Origin of the sequence: Bradyrhizobium sp. IC4060 (genome assembly GCF_020193715.1) — a bacterium.
GTDB classification, from domain to species: domain Bacteria; phylum Pseudomonadota; class Alphaproteobacteria; order Rhizobiales; family Xanthobacteraceae; genus Bradyrhizobium; species Bradyrhizobium yuanmingense.
The window spans coordinates 521,541-545,298 of the sequence record NZ_JADYVJ010000001.1; the positions used below are offsets into that span (position 1 = coordinate 521,541).

Genomic DNA, 23,758 nt, shown 5'->3' on the forward strand with positions numbered 1-23,758 from the left:
GTTTGAAGTGCCGGCCGCGTTTGCCCTATCTCGACGCGGCCGACATGCGAGCGACATCATGACGACGCCATTGCCTGTCTTCCGCCTCCTTCTCGCCATCGGTGCCGGGCTGATCTTGGCCGCCCTGCCCTCGCCGTCGCGCGCGCAGAACATCGCCGTGATGGTCAACGGCGATCCCATCACCGATTTCGACATCGAGCAGCGCATCAAGCTCGACCAGCTGTCGACACAGAAGACCCCCAGCCGGCAGGAGGTCATCAACGTGCTGATCGACGACAAGGTCAAGATCAAGGAAGGCAAGAAATACGGCGTCGATCCCAGCGTCTCCGACATCAACCAGTCCTATGACGGCATGGCGCAGCGCATGCGCATCACGCCGGATCAGCTCACCAAGTCGCTCGAATCCAAGGGAGTCCGCCCGGAGACGCTGAAGAGCCGCATGAGGGCCGAGATGGTCTGGGGCAGCCTCGTGCGCGGCCGCTTCAAGGAGAAGCTGCTGGTCGGCGAGCGCGACGTCGCGCAGGCCGTGCAAGCGCAGACCGGCGAAAAGCTTCAGATCGAGGGCACCGAGTACAAGATGCAGCCGATCGTGCTGATCGTGCCGCGCGGCTCGTCGGCGGCGTTCCTGGAAACCCGGAAGAAAGAAGCCGAGTCCTATCGGGCCCGCGTCGGGAGCTGCGAGGAGGCCAATTCGCTGTTCCGCTCGACCCCGAACGCGACCATCCGCGACACCGTCACCAAGACCACCGCCGAGCTGCCGGAGCCGCTGCGCAAGGTGCTCGACGACACCCCGATCGGCCGCCTGACCGCGCCCGAGATGACCAAGAACGGCATCGAGATGGTGGTGCTGTGCTCGCGCAAGCCGACCATGATCGACACGCCGAAGAAGCGTGAGGTCCGCGAGAAGATGTATCAGGAGAAGTACGAGAAGACGCAGAAGGCCTATCTCGACGAGCTGCGCAAGGCGGCGATGATCGAATATCGCAACCGCTGATGGCTAAGCCCTTCTCAGAGCCCTCCACCGAGTCCGCAGCCAAGCCTCTTGCAACCAAGCCCCTTGCAGCCAAGCCCCTTGCAGCCAAGCCCCTTGCCCTCACCCTGGGAGAGCCCGCCGGCATCGGCCCCGACATCACGATCGCGGCCTGGCTCAGGCGGGGCGAGCTGAACCTGCCCGCCTTCTATCTGCTCGGCGACGAGGCCCTGATCGCGCGCCGCGCCAAGGCGCTCGGCGCCGATATCAGGATCGCCGCGGTGGGCCCCAGTGAAGCGGGTTCCGCGTTCACGGACACCTTGCCCGTGGTCGCGACCGGCGAGCGCGCCACCGCCGAGCCCGGCAAGCCCGATTCATCCAGCGCGCCGGCCGCGCTCGCCTCGATCCGGCAGGCGGTCCTCGACGTGCGCGCGGGCCGTGCCGGCGCCGTCGTCACCAACCCGATCGCCAAGAGCGTGCTCTACCGCGCCGGCTTCCGTCATCCCGGCCATACCGAATTCCTCGCCGAGCTCGCCGCGGAGAACGGCCGCGTGCCGCAGCCGGTGATGATGCTGTGGTCGCCCCAGCTCGCCGTCGTGCCCGTGACCATCCACGTCTCGCTGCGCGATGCGCTGGGCGAGCTCACCAGCGAGCTGATCGTCTCGACCGTCCGCATCGTCGCCACCGAGCTGAAGTCCCGCTTCGGCATCGCAAGGCCGCGCATCGCGGTCTCCGGTCTCAATCCCCATGCCGGCGAGGACGGCTCGCTCGGCCACGAGGAGCAGACCGTCATCGTCCCGGCGCTGAAAGCGCTGCGCAACGACGGCATCGAGGCCAGAGGGCCGCTGCCCGCCGACACCATGTTCCACGAGGCGGCGCGACGGACCTATGATTGCGCGGTCTGCATGTATCACGACCAGGCGCTGATCCCGATCAAGACCGTCGCCTTTGACGACGCCGTCAACGTCACACTCGGACTGCCCTTCATCCGCACATCGCCCGATCACGGCACCGCCTTCGACATCGCCGGCACGGGCAAGGCCAATCCGGCGAGCCTGATCGCCGCGCTCAAGCTTGCGAGCCGCATGGCCGCCTCGCAAAGCTGATGAGCGCGATCGACGACCTCCCGCCGCTGCGCGAGGTCATTCGCCAGCACGCGCTGTCGGCGCGCAAATCGCTCGGCCAGAACTTCCTGCTGGACCTCAATCTCACCGCGCGCATCGCGCGTGCGGCCGCACCGCTCGAGGATTCCACCATCGTCGAGATCGGCCCCGGCCCGGGCGGGCTGACGCGGGCGCTGCTCGCGCTCGGCGCCCGCCGCGTCATCGCCATCGAGCACGACGAGCGCGCGATCCCCGCCTTGCAGGATATTTCCGCGCGCTACCCGGGCAGACTCGAGATCGTGCATGGCGATGCCATGACCTTCGATCCACGCCCGCTGCTCGCGGGCGAACGCGCCAAGATCGTCGCCAACCTGCCCTACAACATCGCGACCCAGCTTCTCATCAACTGGCTCGTTACCGAGCCCTGGCCGCCCTGGTACGAGATGATGGTGCTGATGTTCCAGCGCGAGGTCGGCGAGCGCATCGTCGCGCGCGAGGACGAGGAGGCCTATGGCCGGCTCGGCGTGCTCGCCAATTGGCGCTGCGAGACCAAGATCCTGTTCGACATTGCGCCATCCGCCTTCGTGCCGCCGCCGAAGGTCACCTCCTCCGTCGTGCGCCTCAAGCCGCGCGCAGAGCCGCTTGCCTGCGATCGCAGGCTGCTCGAGCAGGTCGCCGCCGCCGCCTTCGGCCAGCGCCGGAAAATGCTGCGGCAAAGCCTCAAATCGCTCGGTGTCGATCCCGCACGGCTTGCACGAGCCGCCGGCGTCGACGCGACACGGCGCGCCGAGACCATTCCCATCTCCGGCTTTGTTGCCATGGCGCGCGAATTGGCGGATATACGCAGCGAAACCGAGTAACCAAGAATTCCGGAGGAAAGAAAATGGGGTTGATGCGTCGGCAGTCCCTGGTCAAGTTCGATGCGCCGCTGTGCGAGACCATCGTCGAGACGCCCAAGCCGCAAGGCCGTGAGGTCCTGGTCCGCATCGAGCGCTGCGGTCTCTGCCATTCCGATCTCCACATCCAGGACGGCTATGCCGATCTCGGCGGCGGCAAGAAACTCGACACCACGCGCGGCATGACGCTGCCCTTCACGCTCGGCCACGAGATCGCGGGCGTCGTCGACGAGGTCGGCCCCGACGTTCCGGCAGGCCTCGTCGGCGCCAAGAAGGCGGTGTTTCCGTGGATCGGCTGCGGCCAGTGCCGCGACTGCGCCAATGGCGACGAGAACCTTTGTGTGAAGCAACGCTTCCTCGGCGTCTCCATCGACGGCGGCTTCGCCACCCACGTTCTGGTCCCCGACGCCAAATATCTGCTCGACTACGATCCCCTCCCCGTCAACCAGGCCGCGACCCTGATGTGCTCCGGCGTCACCGCCTATGGCGCGCTCAAGCGCCTGGTCGACCGTCCGCGCCAGCGCAATCTGTTGCTGATCGGCCTCGGCGGCGTCGGCATGATGGGCCTGTCGTTCGCGCAGGCGATGTTCAAGCAGCCAATCACGGTCGCCGACCTCTCGCCGGCCGCGCGCGAGACCGCACTCAAGAACGGCGCCGCGGTGGCCTACGATCCGGCCGAGCCCGACGTGATCAGACGCATCCTGAAGGAGACCGAGGGCGGCTTCGACGAGATCGTCGATTTCGCCGGCAACGAGAAGTCGATGGCCTTTGCCGTCGCCGTTGCCGCGCGCGGCGGCAAGATCGTGGTCTCCGGCCTGATGGGCGGCCAGTTCACGCTGCCGATGGTGCAATGGGTCTACAAGCGCATGACCATCGAAGGTTTCATGGTGGGCACGCTCGCGGAGGCTCACGAGCTGATGGCGCTCGCCCGCGCCGGCAAGATCAAGCCGACGCCGATGCGCGAGGAGCCGATGGGCGACGTGCAGAAATGGATCGACGAATTGCGTGCCGGCAAGGTCGTCGGCCGCATCGTCCTGAAGAACTGACCGCGGCGCGGCGGGTCCGACTCAAGTCTCGCCCGCCGCACGGAACGCCTGCGGCCGCGCCGCGTTGGCTGCGCATGTCGATCCGTTGCACCGTCGAAACCGCATTCTTCATCGCCTGGAGCTGCCTGGAGAAGAGCGGCGAGCTCGGGCCGCCGGACGCGAGCGCGAACTTCCTGCTCGACGCCATCGAGGCCCAGCTTCGAACCGGTGAGCGCCGGCAATTGATGCTCGCCAACCGGGCGATCGACGCTTACCGCGCCGCTGCGTCACAGGGCCGACTGACGGGGGATCGCGAAGTCCGCTGCGGCTGACGATCCTCGCTGCCGTCCAGCCCGCTGAAGCCGCGACGCCGTGCTCTGGTTTTCAACGTTCGAACGTCCGTTGTGTGCACTTTGGAACCGTCGGTTCCGCCGCGGAAACGTAGGTTTGCCGCTGGCGCCGATTCCCGGCCCGCCCAAGAGAACACAATGTGACCGGTCGGCCCCAGAACGATCTGCTCCGGCAGCTCAATCATCAGGATTTCGAACTGCTCGCGCCTCACCTCCAGCCGATCGACGTCGAGGCGAGCTACGTCCTGCATCATGCCGGCGACGACGTCGCCGCGGTCCATTTTCCATGCGGTCCCGCGCTGGTGTCGTTCGCCGTGCCGGTCGAGGACGATCGCGAGGTCGAAAGCCTGCTGGTGGGGCGCGAGGGCGCGGTCGGCATCGCCGCCGGCCCCAGCCCTTCGCTCGCCTATTCGCGCATGGTCGTGAAGTTTGGCGGCACCCTGGTGCGGCTGCCGTTGCGCGCGCTCGAGCAGGCGCAGCAGAGATCGGCGACGCTCCAGGAGGCCTTCGCGCGCTATGCCGACTGCCAGTTCGCGCAGCTCTTGCAGACTGCGGCCTGCAACGCTGCGCATTCGATCGAGCAGCGGGCCGCCAAGTGGATCATGTCCGCGCAGGAACATATCGGCGGAGCCGAGATTCCTCTCACCCACGAGCAGCTCGCCGGCATGCTGGGCGTCTCCCGCAGCTATGCCAGCCGCGTCATCCAGATGTTCAAGGCGCGGCGCATCCTCGCGACCCGCCGCGGCGCCATCCTGATCCTCGACGCAGCAGCGCTCGAAGCGAGAGCCTGCTGCTGTAACGATTGGGTGAAGAAGCATTTCCACGAGGTGCGCGGTGGAGCGGCACCCGCGGAGGGTTGATGCCTCCGCCTCACGCATGCGGCGGCGACTGCCGCTTCAGATGCAGATAGGTCGGACTGAAATCGCCGAGCCGCTGCAGCTCGCGCCATTTCAGCACGACCAGCTCGCCATCACGAAGATCCATCGCGCCGCTGCGCCTGAGATCGGCGAGCGTCCGGTTCACCGTCGCGATCGCCATGCCGAGCGTCTCGCCGAGTTGCGCGAGACTGATCGGCATGCGGCAACGATTGCCGCGCACCAGCTGCGCAGCGCGGGCGCGGTAGAACAGCTCGCAAAACAAGTGCGCCATGCGCGTCTGCATCGGCCGGGCGCTGTTGTTGGTGATGGCCTCGCGAAAGATCGCGGCATCGAGCAGCGTCTCGCGCCAGACCGCGAGGGCGAAGGTCGGCCGCCGCCGGAACGCGATGAACAGTTCGCGGTGCGGGATGAACGCCACCGACGCCGGCCCGAGCGCACTGAGCCCGTGATCCATCTGGTCGATGAACAACCCCTGCGCATCCGGAAGATCGCCGGTGAGATGGAACGCCAGATATTGCCGCCGCCCGCTGCCGAGCAGGTGATAGCGGGCAACCATGCCGGAGACGACCAAAGCGGAATGCTCGGGCTCATCGCCTTGACGGATGAAATCCTCATTGGTTGCGAAATCGCGCAGCATGAAGGTCAACGCGCGAATCTCGCCAATATCCTCCTCTGCGAGCGCGGTGTGCTCGCCGAGGTTCCGTATCAGCACGTCGTGAGCCTTTTCCATGGAGCCGCCAAAAATCGCGCCGGTTCTATCAAATGATACGTCCGGCTTGCGTTCAGCGGACTAGAACGCAGATCGGAAGCACAGGTTGCTAACCGGCTTGCGACGCATCGATCGCAGCCACCCCATTCCCCCCATTCGGACCAGCCGGCCTTAACATGAAAAGCACCACTCTCCTGGAGCGCATCCGGCGCCTGTTCGCATCCGATGCCGGCGAGCATCTGGACAGCATCAGCGACGCCTTGCTGAAGGGAACGCTGAGGGAGCCGGTCCGGCCGATGTCGGATCAGGAGCTCGCTCGCGCCATCCGCGAGTTCCGCTCCGTGCCGGTTTCCGACTGGACGCTTGCGAAACTGTCGCGTCGCCTGGCCGAGGCGTCCGTGCCGCGGGACGGCTGAAGCTGCACGCGAGGCCCATGCCACATCCGAAATTCATCGTCCGTCTGCAGACGATCGAAGGCCTGTCCGAGGACGAGCGCCGCCAGATCGCGGGCTTGCCGTCCACGCTGCGCCAGGTCGCGGATGGCGAGATCGTGCTGCGCCAAGGCGAGGCCGCGAGCCGCTGCGTCTTCGTCGTCAGCGGCTTCCTCTACCAGTCGCGCATCGTCGGCGATCGCAGCCAGACCCTCGCCTTCCATGTTCCCGGCGACATGCCATGCCTGCACACGCTGCTGGTCTCGCCGATGGACGCGGATCTCGTGGGGCTCGGCCCGACCATCGTCGGCACCGTCGCCCACAGCCAGCTCCGCCAGCTGCTCGACAGCTCGATCCACCTGACCCGCGCCTTCTGGCGCGAGACGCTGATCGACGCGGCCATCTCGCGGCAATGGATCGCCCGCCTCGGCGCGCAGGCGGCGCTGCCCAAGGTCGCGCACCTCATCTGCGAGCTCGCGGCAAGGCTGGAGATCGTCGGCCTCGTCAAGCGCAACTGCTTCCAGATGCCGATGACGCAGCGTCACGTCGCGGACGCCTGCGGACTGTCGATCGTCCACGTCAACCGCACCATCCAGGAGCTGAGGCATCGCGGGTTGATCGCCTGGGAGGGCAGCGAGATCGAACTGCTCCAGCCCGACGAGCTGCGCAGACTTGCGGATTTCTCGCCTGATTATCTAAGCTGAGCGGACCGCCACGCGGCGAGCAGCGGTCCGCCGCTCCCCAGCACGGGATCCGTCTTCGGCTTGCGGACCTTGGCGATGCGCTTGACCGCGTCGGGACGCTGGCGTGTGTCGGTGCACTCGTCATAGGTGCCGTCCTGCGGGTAGGCGCCGACGACCATAAAGTCCCGGCTGGATTCGATCAGCCGGTGGCCGGTGCCCGCGGGCAGGACCAGCACGTCCCCGGCTTTCAGTTTCAGGATGCGGCCCTTGATCCCGCCGCACTCGATCCTCGCCGTGCCGCGCGCCACGCCCATCACTTCATGGATCTGCGAATGATAGTGGACGAAGTCGTACACGGTGTCGCGCCACGACCGGCCCCAGCCATTGGTGTCGAACAGCGTATCGATGACGACCTCGGGCGGAAAGCGCCGACCGTTCAGCTTCACCGCGCCGCGATAGAGCAGCGCCGGGAAGCGCGGATGGTTCGGCACGATGCCGTCATCGCGAAAGTGCATGGCCGTGGGCTTGCGGGCCCGTACCAGCCCCCGCAGCGTCGCTGCATCGGGCTGCTCCTCTACCAGCTTCTTGGCGAAGTTCTTGATCTGATCCTTGACCGGCATGACGTCTCCTCAGCCGCGAAATAACGGCTGCGGAGGTGAGAAGTTTCCGGGCCCGATCGGAGCAAGGCCCGACAGGGCCTCTCCTCGTCATGACGCGGCGTCGGAAGGAAGCGCGTCAACGCTTGGCGGCAATCAGTTCGGCAAACTGCCGCAGATAGAGCGGCCAACCCTGATCGCTGTCAACGCCGCTGCGGACGCCTTCCCAGCCCTCGCCATGCCGATCGAGGCGACGGTGCTCCAGCTCCAAGCGGGTCCGGCTTGGTGTCTCCGCAATGAACCGGACCTCCCATTCACTCGTCTTGGCGGGATCGGTCTCGATTTGCCAGCGCGGGCTGATGTCCCAGCTCAAGAGGACTCGATTGGGTGGTTCGAACGCCAACACGCGCGCCCAGCGGCATTCGCTGCCGTCGATCCCCCGATCATAAATGCTTCCGCCCACCCGAGGTTCGAATACGGTCTCTGCGATGGGAACGGCGAGCAGATTGTGCTCGCGCGGCTTGAAGCTGCCGAAGTCTTCGGTGAAGACCTTGAACGCGCGCTCGATCGGCGCCTCGACGACGATGGAATGTTTGACGGGCGCAATCGATACACGTGTGTTCATCTGGATCCCTCCGATGGTTTTTCGACGGCTAGTTTGTAAGCGGCCAACGTGTCGCTCCAGAACCGGTCGAGCCAGGCTCGCATCTGGCCGAGTCCCGCCGGATCGACGTAATAGACGTTGCTGGCGCCCTTCGGCTCTGCACGAACCAAGCGGGATTCGCGCAGCACCTTGAGATGCTGTGAGACGGCCGACTGGGACACGGGCAGCTGTCGCGTGATCTCGGCGACCGTGCGTGGCCGTGCACCGACAAGCTCGAATATCCGCCTGCGGGTGGGATCGCCGAGTGCGGCCAGTTGTGCGCTGTCTTTAGCCATAGACACTCACCGCCCCATGCCACGCTTGTTCGACCTGTCATAAGTTACTACTAATGATTAGTACGGACTTATAATCGTGTCAACCGGCTCAGGTCGTGGCGTGGAACTCTGATCGTGAAGTTCGGAGAGTCTCATCCGGGGGCGGAACGAACGCCGCGCAGGCCCGATTCAAGCCACATCCTCTCCGGATTTGCGGCTCATTGCCACCCAAGTCTTTGATGACAAAGGGATGGTTAAGAGTTGCGTCATGCGTAACCGGGAGACCAGGATGGGCAACCGCACCGCAAAGTTCATTTCGACCCTCGTCGCCAGCATCCTCGCGGGCGCGCCATTGGCCGCGGTATCGCAGAACGCGCCGACGCCATCGAGCACGGCCGCAGCGGCGCCCGACTGCCTGGCTTCGCCGAAGGATGCCGCGCCGCAGGGCCAGCACTGGTACTACCGCCTCGATCGCACGACGAAGCGCAAGTGCTGGTATCTGCGCGCCGCAGGCGGCAAAGCCGCACAGACCGCGCAGGCGACGACCGATACATCCGAGCCGGATGCAGCACCGCCGCAGGCCGTGCAGAACGCGCGCGCGGAATATATCGCGCCGCAGACGAGTGCCGCAGCGGGCACGCCGAACATGGCCGCGCCCGCGCCGGCTGCAGCGAATGCACCCGCGGTCGCGCCGCAGCCGCCGAGCAGCGTCGCCGAAACCAACGCGCAGCAGCCGGCCGTGACCGCGCGCTGGCCCGAGGCCTCCACAGCGTCCACCGCCCCAGCGCCTCAGCCGGCGCCAACCACGCTTGCAGCAGCCGCGCAGCCAAACGCGAAGCCGTCAAAATCCCCTGCTCCGCTCCCGCCCGTGGCCGATGGCACGACTGACAAGTCCGGCGGTTCGCTGCAGATGCTGATGCTTGTGATCGGCGGTGCGCTGGCGCTCGCCGGCATCCTCGCCAGCGTCATCTACCGCTTCGCCGGCGGACGGGTCCGCGCCCAGGCCGCCGACCGCCGCGGGCATTGGGACGATTGGGCGCCGCAGGACCATGACGGAAACCACGCGCCCTGGCGGGATTCACCGCCGGCCGCCGCCCAGCCGCCGCGCCCGATCGACTTCGATGCGGCACGTCCGCAACCGACAAGACAAGTGACGAAACTCGCCGCGATCGGCCGCGAGATCGAGCTGATCGACGCGCGCAGGCAACGTGCCGTCGCTCCGGCCGCAAAACCGGTCGAGTCCAGAAGCGACAAGGTCGAGACCAAGTTGTTCGATCGGGCTGCTGCACCCAAGCTTGCCGCCAACGAAATTGAGGCGGATCGCGATGACGCGCCGGCAGGTCGGGATACCGATGCCGTCGATGTCGACGCGATCACGACTATGCTGGAGCAGCTGGCGAAGGAAGGGCCGCGCCTGTCGCGGCCTAACCTTGAAGCTGACCTTGCAAACTTCGCACGAAGCCTACGAGGCCAATCCGCCGCTCGCGTTTGAGGCGCTCGGCCTTCAGGATCGACTGAACCTCGGCGAAGGCTTCGTCGACCGCGTGGTTGATCACGATGTAGTCGTACTCGGCCCAGTGACTCATCTCGTCGCTGGCGCGGCTCATGCGCTTGCGGATCACCTCGTCGGAATCCTGCGCGCGCGAATGCAGGCGCTTCTCGAGGTCGGCCGCCGAGGGCGGCAGGATGAAGACGCTGACGACATCGGCGCGCGCCTTCTGCTTCAATTGCTGGGTGCCCTGCCAGTCGATGTCGAACAGCACATCCTGGCCGGCCGACAACGCCGCATCCACGGGACCGCGCGGCGTGCCGTAGCTGTTGTCGAACACCGTCGCCCATTCCAGCAGTTCGTCGGCCTTCACCATGGCATCGAACGTCGCCTTGTCGACAAACGTATAGTCCTTGCCGTTGACCTCGCCCGGCCGCATCGCGCGCGTGGTCGCAGATACCGACATTTTCAAGCCCGGCATCCGGTCGATCAGCATGCGCGACAGCGTCGTCTTGCCCGCGCCTGATGGCGAGGACAGCACGAACATCAATCCGCGCCGCTCGACACCGTCAGTTCCGTGACCGCCCGTCGTCATCGATCACTCCAGATTCTGCACCTGCTCGCGGAACTGCTCGACCACGTTCTTCATGGCGAGGCCCGTGTTGGTCAACTCGATGTCATTCGACTTCGAGCAGCAGGTGTTGACCTCGCGGTGAAACTCCTGCGCCAGGAAATCCAGCTTGCGCCCGATCGGGCCGCCCTTGCCGATCAGCTCGCGCGCCTGCGCGATGTGGGAGGCGATGCGGTCGAGCTCCTCGCGGATGTCGGCCTTGGTCGCGATCAGGATCGCCTCCTGCATCAGGCGGTCGGAGTCGAAACGGTCGGAGGTGTCGAGCAGCGCTGCGATCTGCTCAGCGAGCTTCGCCTTGATCGCCTCCGGCTTGCGGCCGGGCGCGGCCTCCGCTCTCTTCGCCAGCTGCTCGATCTCGTCGACGCGCTGGGTCAGGATCTGCCCAAGCGAAGTGCCCTCGCGCTTGCGCATCGCAACGAGCTCGTCGAGCGCCTTGTCGAAGGCCTCGGCGGCAGCAGTGCGCGCTGCCTTGTCCTCCTCCTCGTCGCCCTCGGGCTCGGCGACCTCGACGACGCCCTTGATGGCGAGCAGGCCGTCGATGCTCGGCGCCACCGCGTCGACCTTCCCCGAGATCAGCGCGGCGGCCTTCAGCACCGCGTTGAGCACGTCCTCGTTGATGCGGACGGTGGCTGCGGCATTGGTGCGCTTGACGGTGAGATTGGCATAGACGGTGCCGCGCGAGAGCAGCTCGCCCGCGCGCTTCTTGGCATGGGCCTCGAGCTCATCAAACCCCTGCGGCAGCCGCACGCGCAAGTCGAAGCCCTTGGCATTGACCGACTTCAACTCCCATTCGAACGTATACGGCCCGCTTGCGCCGTGGCATCTCGCAAAGCCGGTCATGGACGACAGCGCCATCAGTTCAAATTCTCCAGGAACACGGGATTCGCGAGGCTATCAAGCCACGCGAATCTTAAGACTATTTTGCCGGAAAGTGGAATCGGCAATGTCCGCAAGCCGGTCTGCGCGCAAGGCTCAGCGCTGAACCACCGGCGGCGAGCCCTGCACCGCGCCCTGCCGGGCCGGTGGGGGATTGGCTGGAGCAGCCGGGCGTGCTGCCGGCGGCCTCTTCTGCTGATTGGGCCGTGCCGGCGTGGCCGCGGTCGGCGCGTCGGCAGCGCCAGGCGCGGCAACGGCCGGCGGCTGCGCGTCCTCGGGCGGCTCGACCGTGTCGTTCTGGATCTGCTTCTCCATCGCGCGGAGCTTGGCGACGTTCTTCTGGTGCGCGTCGTAGGTTTCGGTGAAGGCATGCCCGCCGGTGCCGTCGGCGACGAAATAGAGGTCGCGGGTGCGGGCCGGGTTGGCGGCAGCTTCGAGTGAGGCGCGGCCCGGATTGGAGATCGGGCCCGGCGGCAGGCCGTCGATCACATAGGTGTTGTAGGGCGAGGGCTGCGTGATCTCGCTGCGTTTGATCGGCCGGCCCAGCGTTCCCTTGCCGCCGACGAGGCCGTAGATGATGGTCGGATCGGACTGCAGCTTGATCCGCTGCTTCAGCCGGTTGACGAACACCGCGGCGACGCGGCTGCGCTCGTCCGCCTTGCCGGTTTCCTTCTCGATGATGGACGCCAGCGTGACCAGCTGCTCCGGCGTCTTGACTGGAATGTCCTGATTGCGGCGCTCCCAGATCTCCGACAGCACACGCTTGTGCGCCTGCTGCATGCGCTGGACCACCTGCTCGCGCGGGGTGCCGCGCGGGAATTTGTAGGTCTCCGGGAGCAGCGTGCCTTCGCGCGGCAGCTCGCGCACGCTGCCGGTGAAGATGTCGTTGTCGGACAGCCGCGCCACGATCTGCTCGGAGGTCAGGCCTTCGGGAATCGTCACGGCGTGCTGCACCACCTTGCCCTCGACGATGGTGCCGATGACGTCGCGCAGCGAGGCGTTCTTCTGGAAGGAATACTCACCCGGCTTGAGGTCCGAGCTCGCCTTCAACGCGGCGACGCTGGCGATGAACACCCAGGGATTGACGTCGGTCACGCCTTCCCGGTTCAGCGTCTCGGCGATGTCGCGCTTGCCCGCACGCTGCGGGATGTTGACGATCTTGTCCTCCTTCAGCGGTCCGGGCGCCTCGAGCACCTGGCGGCCGTAATAATAGACGCCGCCGGCGCCGAGCATGGCGATCAGCAGAAGCGTGATGATGGCGTTGCCGACGACGACGAACGGATTGCGCGCGCGGTCCGACCGCTTGGGCGGCGGCGGAAGTTGCTCGGGCTCGAGCGCGGCCCGCGGACTCCGGGGTGAAATGGGCGGCCTTTCACTCATCGAAACAACCTGAATCCTGCCGGTTCAATAGCGGCCCGACAATCGCTTGCCCTGCCAAAAACGCACGCGCCCACGTCCATGACTATCGCCGAATACGGCAAAACGGTGGATTCGTCTCAAACACAAACTAACTGACTAGGCGCCGGACGATCACCGACGCATTGGTACCGCCAAAACCAAAAGAGTTCGACAACGCGACGTTGACCTCACGCTGCTTCGACTTGTGCGGCACGAGATCGATCGCGGTCTCGACCGACGGATTGTCGAGATTGATCGTCGGCGGCACGACATTATCGCGAATCGCCAGAATCGCGAAAATCGCTTCGATCGCACCGGCCGCGCCGAGCAGATGGCCGGTCGACGACTTGGTCGAGGACATCGCGACCTTGGAGGCGGCGTTGCCGAGCAGACGCTCGACCGCGCCGAGCTCGATCTCGTCGCCGAGCGGCGTCGAGGTCCCGTGCGCGTTGATGTAATCGAGATCGGACGGCGTCAGCCCGGCACGCTTGAGCGCGGCCGACATGCTGCGGAAGCCGCCATCGCCGTCGGGCGACGGCGACGTGATGTGATAGGCATCACCCGACAGACCATAGCCGATCACCTCGGCATAGATCTTCGCGCCGCGCCGCCTGGCGTGCTCCAGCTCCTCCAGCACGAGGACGCCGGCGCCCTCGCCCATCACGAAGCCGTCGCGGTCTTTATCGTAGGGACGCGAGGCCTTTTCGGGAGTCTCGTTGAAACCGGTCGACAGCGCGCGCGCGGCGTTGAAGCCGGCAATGCCGATGCGGCTGATCGGCGACTCGGCGCCGCCCGCGACCATCACGTCGGCATCGCCCAGCGCGATCAGGCGGGCGGCATCGCCAACCGCATGCGCGCCGGTCGAGCATGCCGTGACCACCGAATGGTTCGGCCCCTTCAGCCCGTGCGCGATCGAGACGTAGCCGGAGGCGAGATTGATCAAGCGGCCGGGAATGAAGAACGGCGACACCCGGCGCGGCCCGCGCTCCTTCAGCAGGATCGCGGTATCGGCGATGCCGTTGAGGCCGCCGATGCCGGAGCCGATCATGGTGCCGGTCGCGCATTTGTCCTCTTCGGTCTCGGGATGCCAGTTGGCGTCGTCGAGCGCCTGACCGGCCGCGGCCATGCCGAAGATGATGAAGTCGTCGACCTTGCGCTGGTCCTTCGGCTCCATCCACTTGTCCGGATTGAAGCTGTCGTTCGAGCCGTCGCCGCGCACGACCGTGCAGGCGATCTTGGTCTGCAGATCGGAGACATCGAAGCTCTCGATCCTGCGCGCACCGCTTTCGCCGTTGAGGATGCGCTTCCAGGTCGGCTCGACGCCACAGCCGAGTGGCGAGACCATGCCGAGACCCGTGACGACAACCCGCCTCATATCCGAAAACTCCGCATCGAAAGATTCACGGCCAATAACAAGAAACCGGCTGACCGCTGCGAAGCGGCCCGTCCGGTTTCAATGTTGTCCCCGCGAAATTGAAGAGCCTTAGCTCTTCGCGTTCTTCTCGAGAAACTTCGTAGCGTCGCCGACGGTGAGAATCGTTTCCGCAGCGTCGTCCGGAATCTCGCAACCGAATTCCTCTTCGAACGCCATCACCAGCTCGACGGTATCCAGACTGTCGGCGCCGAGGTCGTCGATGAAGCTCGCGTTGTCGACAACCTTCTCGGGTTCAACACCAAGGTGTTCGACCACGATCTTCTTAACCCGCTCGCCAATGTCACTCATTGCTTAACCTCGTGTTGTTCCCTGTAGACCCGACCCCCCGGGACGATACGAGCCGTCGTGGTCGTTTGACTGCCTTCGCTTACGAACTTTGATTTGGCCCATCCTAACCGATGGAGGCCCCGGCGAACGACGGCCAAAGGCTCCGCATCGCCAATATACAGGGTTTCAAAAACCTGCAATGGCGTTCTTTGCCCATCCGTTGGAGGTCCGGTTATCATACTTCAATTGCCTTGACTACAAGCCTCATTTCGCTCCGGAAACGGCCGTTTGCCGCATGCCGCACCGCCGTGACAGGCGACGCGGCACGAGATGTCAGATCATGGCCATGCCGCCGTTGACGTGGATGGTCTGCCCGGTGACGTAGGCTGCTTCGTTCGAGCTCAGATAGACGGCGGCCGCTGCGATGTCCTCGGGCGTCCCCAGGCGGGCGGCCGGAACCTTGGTGAGAATCGTTTCGCGCTGCTTGTCGTTGAGCGCATCGGTCATCGGCGTCTTGATGAAGCCCGGCGCGATGCAGTTCGCGGTCACGCCACGCTTGGCGTATTCGGCCCCTAACGTCTTGATCATGCCGATCAGGCCGGCTTTCGACGCCGTATAATTGCCCTGCCCGGGATTGCCGGTGACGCCGACCACCGAGGTGATGGCGACGATGCGGCCGAAGCGCTTGCGCATCATCAGCTTGGTCGCGGCGCGCGCCAGGCGGAAGGTCGCGGTCAGATTGACGTTGATAACCTCGTCCCAGTCCTCGTCGCGAAGCTGCACGAAGAGATTGTCGCGCGTGATGCCGGCATTGGCGATGAGAATGTCGACCTGGCCCATCGCCGCTTCCGCAGCGGGCACCAGCGCCTCGACCTCATCGGCCTTGGAGAGATTGCAGGGCAGCACGTGGGCGCGCTCGCCGAGCTTGCCGGCAAGCTCGTCCAGCACCTCCTTGCGCGTCCCTGAAATGGCGACGGTGGCGCCCTGCGCGTGCAGCGCCTGCGCGATCGCGCCGCCAATGCCGCCGGTCGCGCCGGTGACGAGCGCCTTTCGGCCAGTCAGATCGAACATTGATGGACTCCTTTAAGCCTGCTTCGCAGCGGCCAATGCATCCTTGGCGGCGGCAATATCGTTCGGGCCGCCGACCGCAATGCCGACGGCACCGTCCGCGATACGCTTGACGAGACCGGTCAGCACCTTGCCGGCGCCGATCTCGAAGAAGCGGGTGACGCCCTGCCCGGCCATGTAAGCCACCGACTCGCGCCAGCGCACCGTGCCGGTGACCTGCTCGACCAGGCGGCGGCGGATCTCGTCGGGATCGGTGATGGCGCTCGCCAGCACGTTCGACACCAGCGGGGCGGCCGGCGCCTTGATCGTGACCTTCGACAGCGCTTCCGCCATGGCATCCGCAGCCGGCTGCATCAACTTGCAATGGAACGGGGCGGACACCGGCAGCAGCATCGCGCGCTTGGCGCCCTTGGCCTTGGCGATCTCGACGGCGCGATCGACCGCAGCCTTGTCGCCGGAGACGACGACCTGGCCGCCGCCATTGTCGTTGGCGGCCTGGCAGACCTGCCCCTGCGCCGCCTCGCCCGCGACCTCCATGGCGGCCTCGTAGTCGAGACCGAGCAGCGCGGCCATCGCGCCGGCGCCGACCGGGACCGCCTTTTGCATTGCGAGACCGCGGGTGCGAAGCAGACGCGCGGTATCCGAAACCGTCAGGCTGCCGGCCGCCGCGAGCGCCGAATATTCACCGAGCGAGTGGCCGGCGACGAAGGCCGCGTCTCGTCCCACGGAAAAACCAGCCTCGGCCTCGAGCACGCGCAAGGTCGCGATAGACACGGCCATCAGCGCCGGCTGGGCGTTCTCGGTGAGTTGGAGAGTTTCGGCCGGACCTTCCCAGATGATGGCCGTCAGCTTCTCCCCGAGCGCGGCATCGACCTCGTCGAATACGGCGCGCGCCACCGGAAAGGCGTCGGCCAGGGCCTTGCCCATGCCGACAGCCTGGGAACCCTGCCCAGGAAATGTGAATGCAGCCGTCATCGGCGCTCCCTGCTGTCAGGCATGATCCCTGTTCTGAACCGGCAGCCGATTTACGCCCGGCCTTAGGCCGTGGTTCCTTGGGCCATGGTTCCGGATCATGCTCCAAAGGGGGCCGTAGACACCGTCCGGGGCCGCACTGTCAAGCCGAGACGGGAACTTGGAGCAGCATTCAACGGGGAATAAGCCCCTCAAAACCCGCCGGCGGTCTGGTTGGCATCGACGTCCGCTCCTGCCCGCGCTCGGCGCGCACTGTTCACCAGTTGCCCCGGCCGATCCTCGCGGTTCGGCTTTGCCGTGGCCAGCCGCAGCACCGAAGCGTAGTTCGGCTGCACTTCCATGCGATCGGCGTACCGGCTCGCACTCAGCAGCCGGTGCACCTTCGGCAGATTGTAGCAGGGCACGTAGAACAACAGATGATGCTCAAGGTGATAGTTCACGTAATACGGCGCGATGAACAGGCGCTCGAGAAAATTGGCATGCGTCGTGCGCGTGTTGCGCAAGGGGTCGCTGCTATCGGGGACGACGGCGTGCTCGGCGATATTGCGGATGCGGGTGATGACCATCATCCACGTCAAGAGCGGCACCAGCCAGAGCAGCGGATAGGCCCACCACACGCCGGCCGCGGCGAGCGCGGCAAACATGATCCCGTTGACCACACATTGCGGGCCGAGCATCTCCCAGAAATGCGCTGCGCGCTGCCGCCATGACCAGTCCTTTGGCCCGAGCGCGTTGAGCAACTGCGCCTTGCGCTGCTGGTAGCCGGTCTGCCCGGTGACGTCGCGGATGAACTTGCGGCGATAGCTCAACTTGGTGATCGGAAACGGCGCCGACAGCACGAGGTCGGGGTCGTCCTCCTGCTGGGTGCGCGCATGGTGCTGAAGGTGATAGCGCCGGTAGCTGCGCGTCTCCGCAAACAGCGGATAGGCGCAGAACCACTGGCTCAGCGTCAGGTTGGTTTTCTCGTCGGCGGACAGGCAACCATGTGCGCCGTCATGCATCAGGATCGCAAGGCCGAGCTGGCGCGAGCCGATGATGGCGACGGCGAAGATATAGGTGAGCGGATTGGGCCACCACGCGACCAGCGCGATGGCTGCAATGATCAGCGTCCAGGCGTGCGCGATCAGCGCAGCGCCTTTCCACGTCGCGCGCTGGCGCACCTCGGCCAATTGATCGTCGGTCAGGAAATCGCGGGCACGCATGCGAAGCGCGGTCATGGCCTAACCCTTTCCATTCGAATTGTCGGATGCCTCGCGCACCTCGACGAGACGCAGGCGGGCGGTGTCTTCAGTGGATTTCGCCTGCTCGCCCAGCACGCGCAGCATCTCGGCGCAGAGCGCCTCGGGCGAGCGGCCCATCGCGTAGCCCTCGAGAATGACGCCGATGGCGACGGCCCAGAACCGCCGCGAGCTTTCGTCGGGCGCGCGCAGCGAGCGCCAGCCGTGCCGCGCGACCTGCCCTGCATAAGCGCGCGTACCCTCGCTGTGCAGGCGCTCGATGGTACGCTCCACCAGTGGCGCGAGATCCTGGCGACGCCGCGTCAGCGTCAGCGCCTCGGCGAAGAAGGCGACCGAATCGCTCGCCGTCACGGTCTCGGCCAGCGCATGGGTGTATTCCCCGGGAGTCCGCGCCTTCAGCGCCGCCTGCTCGGTGGCCCGCGCCAGATACAACAGATCGCGGCAGGCGCATTCGACAAACAGCGCCTCCTTGGTGCGGAAGTAATAGGTGATCTGGCTCGGGAACGCGTCCGCGGCGGCCGCGATGTCGGTAATCGACGTGCCTGACAGCCCCCGCTCCCGAAACAGCGGGCTCGCAGCATCCAGGAGCAGTGACCGCATCTTGCGGCCGGCCGAGCGCGTCGCGCGCGCGGCGTGCTTGGGGTCGCCTGCCGCTTCGAGCGGCGCATCGGCCGACGCTTCTGCCATGGGATCCTCTTCGTCGATTTATTTGTATGTTATACAAACAAACAGATCAAGCCGAATCTTGATATTGGAGGATGGGGTTCTTGTTCCCGTTGGACGGCTTGAAAATGCCCCTCCGCCTTGCAAAGCCGGCCAAAATCCGTATAAGGCGCCCATCCGCAGACCCCGGCCGGGAGCTGAACGGACGGTCTCAGCAAATCATTCGTGATTTTGGTGTGGCAGGGCCAGTCGGCCCGTCGTCCCGTGTTTCCGCCTTCTGAGCTTGATCCCAGAGTCCTTTCCGAAGGCCTCTTAAGGGTTTGACGCCGGGCGATGCGCCAACATGAGGAAAGGACGACCATGCCTCTTTACGAGCATGTTTTTCTCGCGCGTCAGGACGCGAGCCCGCAGCAGGTCGAAGAGCTGACTGCGCAGATGACCGGTATCGTCGAAGGTCTCGGCGGCAAGATCACCAAGACCGAGAATTGGGGCGTGCGCTCCCTCACCTACCGGATGAACAAGAACCGCAAGGCGCACTTCGTGCTGCTCAACATCGACGCGCCGTCCGCGGCGATCGCCGAGATCGAGCGCCAGGAGCGCATCAGCGAGGACGTGATCCGCTATCTCAGCGTCCGCGTCGAGGAGCTCGAGGAAGGCCCGTCCGCGATGATGCGCAAGGCCGACCGTGATCGCGAGCGTGACGATCGCGGCGGTGGCTTCCGCGGCGAGCGCGAAGGCGGCTTCCGTGGCGACCGCGAGGGCGGTTTCCGCGGTGATCGCGGTCCGCGCCGTCCGCGCGATGAAGCTGAAACCACGGATGGGGAGTAAGAATCATGGCTGAAGCTGGTGCACGCCGCCCGTTTTTCCGTCGTCGCAAGAGCTGCCCGTTCACGGGCGCCAATGCTCCGAAGATCGACTACAAGGACTCCAAGCTGCTGATGCGTTACGTCTCCGAGCGCGGCAAGATCGTGCCGAGCCGCATCACCGCGGTGTCCGCGAAGAAGCAGCGTGAGCTCGCCCGCGCCATCAAGCGCGCGCGCTTCCTGGGCCTCCTGCCCTACGTCATTCGCTGATACGACCAATTCGACCGGCGGCGGCTAGCGCCGCCGGTCGCGACTTTTCGAACTCATAAGGCTTCCGGGTCGTCCGGTCGCCGATGGTTGGGGCAAGCGACGCCTCTAACCGCTCGAAGGGAGCGGGACAGCTGATGATGGCCTTTGGACTGATAGCCCTGATCGCCGGCGCTGCGTCGGCCCTGATGTTCGCCTCGATCATCTCGGGGGCGCTGATCGCGCTTGTCCTGTTCTATCTCGCTCCGCTCCCCCTGATGGTCGCCGCGATCGGCTGGGGCCCGCTTTGCGCGAGCATTGGTGGCATCGCCGCCGCGATCGGCCTCGGCGCCCTGTTCGGCCTGCCCTACTGCATCGCCTTCGCCGTCACCGTCGCGTTGCCGGCGTGGTGGCTCGGCCATCTCGTCCTGCTCGGACGTCAGGTGGGAAGCGCCGCGCCTGCCACCGGCACAGCGCCCTCCGCGGAGCCGGACGTCGAGTGGTACCCGGTCGGCCGCATCCTGCTCTGGATTGCAGGCTTCGCGACGCTGACCACGATGGCCGCGTTGCTCACTCTCGGGACCGACGCGGAGACCATCACCGGCACGTTGCGCCGTGGCCTGACGCGCCTCCTGCGCGCCACCGACCCGCAAACTTCGGGCGAAGCCAGCCAGTTCGTCGACGCGCTGGTGCGCATCGCACCCGCCGCCGCCACGATTGCCGCGACGATGACGCTCACTCTCAACCTCTGGCTCAGCGCCAAGGTGACCGCGACGTCGGGCCGGCTGCGCCGTCCCTGGCCGGACCTCAAGACCACCGAGCTGCCGCAGATGACGCTGGTGGTGCTGTGCATCTCCCTCGCCTTCTGCTTCACCGGGGGGCTGCTTGGCATCGTGGCGCAGATCGCCACCGCCGCGCTGATGATGAGTTATGCGCTGGCCGGTTTCGCCGTATTGCATACGCTGACGCTCGCGCTGAACGGCCGCACGTTCTGGCTCGGCTCGACCTACGCCGCCGTGGTCGTGTTCGGATGGCCCGTGGTCGCGATGGTAATCCTTGGGCTTGCGGATGCCTTGTTTGGCTTGCGCGAACGCTTCCTGCGCAGCCGGCAGCCGCCGCCACTGCCTACACCTTGAGTTCAACCCCGAAACTGAAACCTTCGAGAGCACTTCAAAAGGAGAACGAATATGGAAGTCATTTTGCTGGAACGCGTCAACAAGCTCGGCCAGATGGGCGAAGTCGTGAAGGTTCGCGACGGCTACGCTCGCAATTTCCTGCTCAAGCGCGGCAAGGCGCTGCGCGCCACCGCCGACAACCGGGCCAAGTATGACGGCATGAAGGCCGAGCTCGAAGCGCGCAACCTCGCCTCGAAGGCCGAGGCGTCCAAGGTCGCCGAGAAGATCGAGGGCAAGAACATCATCGTGATCCGCCAGGCCTCGGAAGCCGGCCAGCTGTTCGGCTCGGTCAACGTGCGTGACATCGTGCTCGCGTTCGAAGCCGACGGCGTTTCGCTCGCCCGTCCGCAGATCCAGCTCGACGCGCCGATCAAGACCATCGGCAAGCACTCGATCACCGTTGCCGTTCATCCCGAAGTCGAGGTCGAGATCACCGTCACGGTTGCCCGCAGCCAGGACGAGGCCGAGCGCATCAACCGCGGCGAGGACATCTCGACCCGCAATGAGGATCGCGATGCGGCCGCCGAGGCGATCGCCGCCGCCGGCGAGTTCTTCGATCCGGAAGCCCAGCACGACGAGGTCGCGCCGGCGCCGGCTGCGGAAGAGAAGTAAGCAGCTCAACTCGTCATTCCGGGACGGTCCGCAAGACCAGACCCGGATGACGATCCCGATCAAAGCCCGGCTGCCTCACGCGGCCGGGCTTTTCGTATTGGCAGCGACGTCCTCGCTCAGCATCGCGATCGAGGCCAGCGCGGTGGCCGTATGCTTCTCGACGCCATCGCTGACGCAGAACACGTCGGCGGCGACCACCGCGACCTGGCGGCCCGGCTTGATCACCCGGGCGCGGCAGATCAGCTTCTCGCCGACCGCGGGCGACAACAGATTGAGCTTGTATTCCGCCGTCAGCGCCGGCTGGCCGCGCGACGTGGCGGCTGCGATCGTAGTGGCGTTGTCGACCAGGAAGGCGGTGACGCCGCCATGGAAGAAGCCGTGCTGCTGTAACAGCTCCGGCCGGCGCTCCACGGCGATGGTGCAGGTGCCGCGCGACAATTCGGAGAGCTCGGCGCCGACCAGGTTCATGAAACCCTGCCGGCCGATATTGGCGTGGATGCGCTCGGCAATCGGCGCAAATTCCGGATCAGCTTCGGCCCGCATGCGATCTCCCCTTATTGCTTGTTGATGCGATCGAACGGCCTCAGCGCACGATTGGCGCAGGCGATCAGCGTGTCCGCCTCGATGCGCGGATCGGTGCGCTCGCGACCCGACAGGAAGGCGCGGCAGAAGATCTGCGCCGGACCGATCAGCTGGCTGACGAACATCACCGGCGTCATCGGCAGAAGTTCGCCGCTTGCCACCAGCGGCGCGCGCCAGCGCTCAATGCCTTCGGCAAGCCGCGCATTCTGCGCCCGCTGGGCGTCGCGCACGTCTTCGCCCCACTCGCTGCGCGAGATCTCGAAGAGGTAGCGCGCCTCGCGCCGGCTGGTGACGACCCAGTCGAGATGCGCCCGGATCAGGCGATCGATGCCCTGCTCGGCATCGGGGCCGGGATCGAGCGCGGCCAGTATCGCGGCGTGATAGTGCCGCAGGACCTCCAGAAACAACGCACCGGCAAGTTCTTTCTTCGAACCGAAGACGTGGAAGAAGCTGCCGTTGGAAGCCCGCGCGCGGGTGCGGATCGCGGCCACCGTCGCGGCTTCGAAGCCGACGCGGTCGAACACGGCAAGGCCGGCCGCCAACAGATCGTCTCGTACGCTCGCCGTCATGGCGCCTCCTAGAGCAATACTCTAGAGTACTACTCTAATGGCGGTCAAGTCGATGCGAAGGCCGCGGATGGGCGCGGCCTTCGCATCGTCGATCGAAAGATCCGGGTGACTTAGCGCGAGATCGGCGGCACCGGCGGACCGGAGGACGCAGGCGCCGCCGGCGGCGGCGGGGCTGCAGCGGTCGCGGGCGGCGCCTGTTCCTGCGGCTTGGCCGCGGGAGCCGGCTCGGCAGGTTTCGGAGCAGCCTCTTCCACCGGCTTGGGCGCGGCCGGCTCAGCGGGCTTGGCGGCGGCTGGAGCGGCCGGCGTCACCTGCGGGACCGGATCGGGCCGCAGCGCCGGCGTCTCGCTGCGCGGCTCGACCTTGGCGCTGTCAGGCTTGACGGACTCCGGCTTCGGCTCGCTCTTCTTGTCGTCGGTCGCCGGCGCCGCGGCATCGACCTTCGGGGCTTCCTCCGTGCCGGGCTTGGCGCGCCGCTTGCCTTTGCGTGCCTCGGGCGCAGCCTCTCCCTCCGGCTTGGCACCCTCCTCGGCCGGCCGCGCCGCACGCTTCTGGCGCGTACCCTCGGCGGCAGGAGCAGCGCCCTCGCCTTCCGGCCTCGCGGCATCCTGCGCGCGCTGGCGTCGACCCTGTTGTTCAGGCGCGGCGCCGTCCTTCTTGGCGTCCTTGGCCTGATAGCGCGTGTCGGTGGCACCGTTCGAGATCAGATAGGCGGAGAGGACGCCCGCCATATCCGAACTCGTCGTGTAGTGCTGGCGCAGGAATCCCGGCAGCGAGCCGGGCGACACGGACTTCAGCAGCCCGCGCGGGCTCTTGTGGCAGACATTGCAGGTCTGCGAGAACAGCTGCGACGGGGTCTTGCCAGCCTCGAGGTTCGTCGCCTGCGCAAGAACGGAATTAGCCGCACCGAAGCCAATCAGAAGCAACACCGTCGCGAGGCTGAGCGCTCGGCTCGACATTCCCATCATCTCCGTTGAATTTCCGCAAATGCAGCCGGCATCCGGCGCGGCGGCGGTCACCTTTTAACCGATTGAGCCGCGAATGGAAGCAGGTCCGCGCGCAAGGATGTGATTAAGCGGTTTTCGAATATCTACTTTGAACACAGTGCAATAGCGCAGCCGGAACCGGCTCGCTAGATTTGAATGCAAACGCATAGGAACCGCTGCGGCGCCTGG

At 66.0% G+C, this 23,758-nt stretch carries 29 protein-coding genes; 13 read left to right on the forward strand and 16 right to left on the reverse strand.

The window, feature by feature from the left end; all coding sequences use genetic code 11:
- Window positions 1-58: 58 nt before the first annotated feature.
- From I6F16_RS02545 to I6F16_RS02570, 6 genes are all read left to right on the forward strand, one after another.
- Window positions 59-994: a SurA N-terminal domain-containing protein gene (locus I6F16_RS02545; protein WP_036000650.1), complete on the forward strand. Its 936-nt coding sequence runs from the start codon at window positions 59-61 to the stop codon at window positions 992-994.
- Complete coding sequence (pdxA, locus tag I6F16_RS02550) at window positions 994-2,076, forward strand: 4-hydroxythreonine-4-phosphate dehydrogenase PdxA (RefSeq protein WP_225173416.1); 1,083 nt, start codon at window positions 994-996, stop codon at window positions 2,074-2,076. The genes I6F16_RS02545 and pdxA overlap by 1 nt, the downstream gene beginning before the upstream one ends.
- On the forward strand, window positions 2,076-2,933 hold the full coding sequence (gene rsmA, locus I6F16_RS02555) for a 16S rRNA (adenine(1518)-N(6)/adenine(1519)-N(6))-dimethyltransferase RsmA (protein WP_036034006.1): 858 nt from the start codon (window positions 2,076-2,078) through the stop codon (window positions 2,931-2,933). Before pdxA ends, rsmA begins: the two co-directional genes overlap by 1 nt.
- Before the next feature lie 23 nt (window positions 2,934-2,956).
- Window positions 2,957-4,015, forward strand: coding sequence for an alcohol dehydrogenase (locus I6F16_RS02560; protein WP_225173417.1), 1,059 nt, complete (start codon window positions 2,957-2,959; stop codon window positions 4,013-4,015).
- A 74-nt stretch (window positions 4,016-4,089) separates the two neighbouring features.
- The gene (locus tag I6F16_RS02565) at window positions 4,090-4,326 is read left to right on the forward strand and encodes a hypothetical protein (protein WP_225173418.1); all 237 of its coding nucleotides are present in this window, start codon (window positions 4,090-4,092) and stop codon (window positions 4,324-4,326) included.
- Between the two features lie 158 nt (window positions 4,327-4,484).
- Window positions 4,485-5,204, forward strand: a complete 720-nt coding sequence (locus tag I6F16_RS02570; RefSeq protein WP_225112265.1) for a Crp/Fnr family transcriptional regulator — start codon at window positions 4,485-4,487, stop codon at window positions 5,202-5,204.
- A 10-nt stretch (window positions 5,205-5,214) separates the two neighbouring features.
- Here I6F16_RS02570 and I6F16_RS02575 read toward each other — a convergent pair whose 3' ends face one another.
- The gene (locus tag I6F16_RS02575) at window positions 5,215-5,952 is read right to left on the reverse strand and encodes a Crp/Fnr family transcriptional regulator (protein ID WP_225173419.1); all 738 of its coding nucleotides are present in this window, start codon (window positions 5,950-5,952) and stop codon (window positions 5,215-5,217) included.
- Between the two features lie 155 nt (window positions 5,953-6,107).
- Between I6F16_RS02575 and I6F16_RS02580 the strand changes: the two genes are divergently transcribed.
- Window positions 6,108-6,347 carry a hypothetical protein gene (locus I6F16_RS02580; RefSeq protein WP_036000675.1) on the forward strand — a complete coding sequence of 80 codons (240 nt, stop codon included), beginning with the start codon at window positions 6,108-6,110 and terminating at the stop codon, window positions 6,345-6,347.
- A gap of 17 nt (window positions 6,348-6,364) precedes the next feature.
- Window positions 6,365-7,066 (forward strand): Crp/Fnr family transcriptional regulator, encoded by a 702-nt coding sequence (locus I6F16_RS02585; RefSeq protein WP_225173420.1) that lies wholly within the window; start codon window positions 6,365-6,367, stop codon window positions 7,064-7,066.
- Here the strand turns inward: I6F16_RS02585 and I6F16_RS02590 are convergent.
- The 3 genes from I6F16_RS02590 to I6F16_RS02600 form a co-directional block, all read right to left on the reverse strand.
- Entirely contained in the window at window positions 7,054-7,665 is a 612-nt protein-coding gene (locus tag I6F16_RS02590) for a cupin (RefSeq protein WP_036000681.1), read from the reverse strand. The genes I6F16_RS02585 and I6F16_RS02590 overlap by 13 nt on opposite strands.
- A gap of 115 nt (window positions 7,666-7,780) precedes the next feature.
- On the reverse strand, window positions 7,781-8,266 hold the full coding sequence (locus I6F16_RS02595; protein ID WP_036022711.1) for an SRPBCC family protein: 486 nt from the start codon (window positions 8,264-8,266) through the stop codon (window positions 7,781-7,783).
- Window positions 8,263-8,580 (reverse strand): metalloregulator ArsR/SmtB family transcription factor, encoded by a 318-nt coding sequence (locus I6F16_RS02600; protein WP_036000689.1) that lies wholly within the window; start codon window positions 8,578-8,580, stop codon window positions 8,263-8,265. Before I6F16_RS02600 ends, I6F16_RS02595 begins: the two co-directional genes overlap by 4 nt.
- A 268-nt stretch (window positions 8,581-8,848) precedes the next feature.
- On the opposite strand from I6F16_RS02600, the gene I6F16_RS02605 reads away from it, so the two are divergent.
- On the forward strand, window positions 8,849-10,051 hold the full coding sequence (locus I6F16_RS02605) for a hypothetical protein (protein WP_225173421.1): 1,203 nt from the start codon (window positions 8,849-8,851) through the stop codon (window positions 10,049-10,051).
- Here the strand turns inward: I6F16_RS02605 and gmk are convergent.
- From gmk to I6F16_RS02650, 9 genes are all read right to left on the reverse strand, one after another.
- Window positions 9,984-10,643, reverse strand: a complete 660-nt coding sequence (gene gmk / locus I6F16_RS02610) for a guanylate kinase (RefSeq protein WP_036000695.1) — start codon at window positions 10,641-10,643, stop codon at window positions 9,984-9,986. The genes I6F16_RS02605 and gmk overlap by 68 nt on opposite strands.
- A gap of 3 nt (window positions 10,644-10,646) precedes the next feature.
- Window positions 10,647-11,534 (reverse strand): YicC/YloC family endoribonuclease, encoded by an 888-nt coding sequence (locus I6F16_RS02615; protein ID WP_109144007.1) that lies wholly within the window; start codon window positions 11,532-11,534, stop codon window positions 10,647-10,649.
- A gap of 117 nt (window positions 11,535-11,651) precedes the next feature.
- Window positions 11,652-12,935: an endolytic transglycosylase MltG gene (gene mltG, locus I6F16_RS02620; RefSeq protein WP_036000702.1), complete on the reverse strand. Its 1,284-nt coding sequence runs from the start codon at window positions 12,933-12,935 to the stop codon at window positions 11,652-11,654.
- A gap of 127 nt (window positions 12,936-13,062) precedes the next feature.
- Complete coding sequence (gene fabF / locus I6F16_RS02625) at window positions 13,063-14,328, reverse strand: beta-ketoacyl-ACP synthase II (protein ID WP_109144009.1); 1,266 nt, start codon at window positions 14,326-14,328, stop codon at window positions 13,063-13,065.
- 108 nt (window positions 14,329-14,436) lie between these two features.
- A complete protein-coding gene (locus I6F16_RS02630) occupies window positions 14,437-14,676 on the reverse strand; it encodes an acyl carrier protein (RefSeq protein WP_008551805.1) in 240 nt (79 codons plus the stop codon).
- Between the two features lie 312 nt (window positions 14,677-14,988).
- The gene (fabG, locus tag I6F16_RS02635; protein WP_025035827.1) at window positions 14,989-15,726 is read right to left on the reverse strand and encodes a 3-oxoacyl-[acyl-carrier-protein] reductase; all 738 of its coding nucleotides are present in this window, start codon (window positions 15,724-15,726) and stop codon (window positions 14,989-14,991) included.
- A gap of 12 nt (window positions 15,727-15,738) precedes the next feature.
- Window positions 15,739-16,698, reverse strand: a complete 960-nt coding sequence (gene fabD, locus I6F16_RS02640) for an ACP S-malonyltransferase (RefSeq protein ID WP_109144010.1) — start codon at window positions 16,696-16,698, stop codon at window positions 15,739-15,741.
- 188 nt (window positions 16,699-16,886) lie between these two features.
- Window positions 16,887-17,912 carry a fatty acid desaturase family protein gene (locus I6F16_RS02645; RefSeq protein WP_225112262.1) on the reverse strand — a complete coding sequence of 342 codons (1,026 nt, stop codon included), beginning with the start codon at window positions 17,910-17,912 and terminating at the stop codon, window positions 16,887-16,889.
- A 3-nt stretch (window positions 17,913-17,915) separates the two neighbouring features.
- A complete protein-coding gene (locus I6F16_RS02650; RefSeq protein ID WP_225112261.1) occupies window positions 17,916-18,620 on the reverse strand; it encodes a TetR/AcrR family transcriptional regulator C-terminal domain-containing protein in 705 nt (234 codons plus the stop codon).
- Between the two features lie 336 nt (window positions 18,621-18,956).
- Between I6F16_RS02650 and rpsF the strand changes: the two genes are divergently transcribed.
- The 4 genes from rpsF to rplI all read left to right on the forward strand — a co-directional run bounded on the left by rpsF (window position 18,957) and on the right by rplI (window position 21,432).
- Window positions 18,957-19,424 (forward strand): 30S ribosomal protein S6, encoded by a 468-nt coding sequence (rpsF, locus tag I6F16_RS02655; protein ID WP_025035823.1) that lies wholly within the window; start codon window positions 18,957-18,959, stop codon window positions 19,422-19,424.
- Between the two features lie 5 nt (window positions 19,425-19,429).
- Window positions 19,430-19,669 carry a 30S ribosomal protein S18 gene (gene rpsR / locus I6F16_RS02660; protein WP_007592020.1) on the forward strand — a complete coding sequence of 80 codons (240 nt, stop codon included), beginning with the start codon at window positions 19,430-19,432 and terminating at the stop codon, window positions 19,667-19,669.
- 134 nt (window positions 19,670-19,803) lie between these two features.
- Window positions 19,804-20,781: a DUF2232 domain-containing protein gene (locus tag I6F16_RS02665; RefSeq protein ID WP_225112260.1), complete on the forward strand. Its 978-nt coding sequence runs from the start codon at window positions 19,804-19,806 to the stop codon at window positions 20,779-20,781.
- 51 nt (window positions 20,782-20,832) lie between these two features.
- Window positions 20,833-21,432, forward strand: coding sequence for a 50S ribosomal protein L9 (rplI, locus tag I6F16_RS02670; RefSeq protein ID WP_036000730.1), 600 nt, complete (start codon window positions 20,833-20,835; stop codon window positions 21,430-21,432).
- A gap of 75 nt (window positions 21,433-21,507) precedes the next feature.
- Here rplI and I6F16_RS02675 read toward each other — a convergent pair whose 3' ends face one another.
- The 3 genes from I6F16_RS02675 to I6F16_RS02685 form a co-directional block, all read right to left on the reverse strand.
- Complete coding sequence (locus tag I6F16_RS02675) at window positions 21,508-21,975, reverse strand: PaaI family thioesterase (protein WP_225112259.1); 468 nt, start codon at window positions 21,973-21,975, stop codon at window positions 21,508-21,510.
- 11 nt (window positions 21,976-21,986) lie between these two features.
- Window positions 21,987-22,583 (reverse strand): TetR/AcrR family transcriptional regulator, encoded by a 597-nt coding sequence (locus I6F16_RS02680; RefSeq protein WP_225112258.1) that lies wholly within the window; start codon window positions 22,581-22,583, stop codon window positions 21,987-21,989.
- 110 nt (window positions 22,584-22,693) lie between these two features.
- Complete coding sequence (locus tag I6F16_RS02685; protein ID WP_225112257.1) at window positions 22,694-23,542, reverse strand: hypothetical protein; 849 nt, start codon at window positions 23,540-23,542, stop codon at window positions 22,694-22,696.
- Window positions 23,543-23,758: the final 216 nt, after the last annotated feature.

What these genes read in the sequence shown, in the direction of transcription:
- I6F16_RS02605 (WP_225173421.1), top strand. Translation starts at nt 8,849, where the DNA reads ATGGGCAACCGCACCGCAAAGTTCATTTCGACCCTCGTCGCCAGCATC.
- fabD (WP_109144010.1), bottom strand. Translation starts at nt 16,698, where the DNA reads ATGACGGCTGCATTCACATTTCCTGGGCAGGGTTCCCAGGCTGTCGGC.
- I6F16_RS02565 (WP_225173418.1), top strand. Translation starts at nt 4,090, where the DNA reads ATGTCGATCCGTTGCACCGTCGAAACCGCATTCTTCATCGCCTGGAGC.
- gmk (WP_036000695.1), bottom strand. Translation starts at nt 10,643, where the DNA reads ATGACGACGGGCGGTCACGGAACTGACGGTGTCGAGCGGCGCGGATTG.
- I6F16_RS02585 (WP_225173420.1), top strand. Translation starts at nt 6,365, where the DNA reads ATGCCACATCCGAAATTCATCGTCCGTCTGCAGACGATCGAAGGCCTG.
- fabF (WP_109144009.1), bottom strand. Translation starts at nt 14,328, where the DNA reads ATGAGGCGGGTTGTCGTCACGGGTCTCGGCATGGTCTCGCCACTCGGC.
- I6F16_RS02665 (WP_225112260.1), top strand. Translation starts at nt 19,804, where the DNA reads ATGATGGCCTTTGGACTGATAGCCCTGATCGCCGGCGCTGCGTCGGCC.
- rpsF (WP_025035823.1), top strand. Translation starts at nt 18,957, where the DNA reads ATGCCTCTTTACGAGCATGTTTTTCTCGCGCGTCAGGACGCGAGCCCG.
- rplI (WP_036000730.1), top strand. Translation starts at nt 20,833, where the DNA reads ATGGAAGTCATTTTGCTGGAACGCGTCAACAAGCTCGGCCAGATGGGC.
- rsmA (WP_036034006.1), top strand. Translation starts at nt 2,076, where the DNA reads ATGAGCGCGATCGACGACCTCCCGCCGCTGCGCGAGGTCATTCGCCAG.
- I6F16_RS02630 (WP_008551805.1), bottom strand. Translation starts at nt 14,676, where the DNA reads ATGAGTGACATTGGCGAGCGGGTTAAGAAGATCGTGGTCGAACACCTT.
- I6F16_RS02615 (WP_109144007.1), bottom strand. Translation starts at nt 11,534, where the DNA reads ATGGCGCTGTCGTCCATGACCGGCTTTGCGAGATGCCACGGCGCAAGC.
- I6F16_RS02545 (WP_036000650.1), top strand. Translation starts at nt 59, where the DNA reads ATGACGACGCCATTGCCTGTCTTCCGCCTCCTTCTCGCCATCGGTGCC.
- I6F16_RS02580 (WP_036000675.1), top strand. Translation starts at nt 6,108, where the DNA reads ATGAAAAGCACCACTCTCCTGGAGCGCATCCGGCGCCTGTTCGCATCC.
- I6F16_RS02650 (WP_225112261.1), bottom strand. Translation starts at nt 18,620, where the DNA reads ATGGCAGAAGCGTCGGCCGATGCGCCGCTCGAAGCGGCAGGCGACCCC.
- mltG (WP_036000702.1), bottom strand. Translation starts at nt 12,935, where the DNA reads ATGAGTGAAAGGCCGCCCATTTCACCCCGGAGTCCGCGGGCCGCGCTC.
- pdxA (WP_225173416.1), top strand. Translation starts at nt 994, where the DNA reads ATGGCTAAGCCCTTCTCAGAGCCCTCCACCGAGTCCGCAGCCAAGCCT.
- I6F16_RS02595 (WP_036022711.1), bottom strand. Translation starts at nt 8,266, where the DNA reads ATGAACACACGTGTATCGATTGCGCCCGTCAAACATTCCATCGTCGTC.
- I6F16_RS02575 (WP_225173419.1), bottom strand. Translation starts at nt 5,952, where the DNA reads ATGGAAAAGGCTCACGACGTGCTGATACGGAACCTCGGCGAGCACACC.
- I6F16_RS02685 (WP_225112257.1), bottom strand. Translation starts at nt 23,542, where the DNA reads ATGTCGAGCCGAGCGCTCAGCCTCGCGACGGTGTTGCTTCTGATTGGC.
- I6F16_RS02600 (WP_036000689.1), bottom strand. Translation starts at nt 8,580, where the DNA reads ATGGCTAAAGACAGCGCACAACTGGCCGCACTCGGCGATCCCACCCGC.
- I6F16_RS02675 (WP_225112259.1), bottom strand. Translation starts at nt 21,975, where the DNA reads ATGCGGGCCGAAGCTGATCCGGAATTTGCGCCGATTGCCGAGCGCATC.
- fabG (WP_025035827.1), bottom strand. Translation starts at nt 15,726, where the DNA reads ATGTTCGATCTGACTGGCCGAAAGGCGCTCGTCACCGGCGCGACCGGC.
- I6F16_RS02590 (WP_036000681.1), bottom strand. Translation starts at nt 7,665, where the DNA reads ATGCCGGTCAAGGATCAGATCAAGAACTTCGCCAAGAAGCTGGTAGAG.
- rpsR (WP_007592020.1), top strand. Translation starts at nt 19,430, where the DNA reads ATGGCTGAAGCTGGTGCACGCCGCCCGTTTTTCCGTCGTCGCAAGAGC.
- I6F16_RS02560 (WP_225173417.1), top strand. Translation starts at nt 2,957, where the DNA reads ATGGGGTTGATGCGTCGGCAGTCCCTGGTCAAGTTCGATGCGCCGCTG.
- I6F16_RS02645 (WP_225112262.1), bottom strand. Translation starts at nt 17,912, where the DNA reads ATGACCGCGCTTCGCATGCGTGCCCGCGATTTCCTGACCGACGATCAA.
- I6F16_RS02680 (WP_225112258.1), bottom strand. Translation starts at nt 22,583, where the DNA reads ATGACGGCGAGCGTACGAGACGATCTGTTGGCGGCCGGCCTTGCCGTG.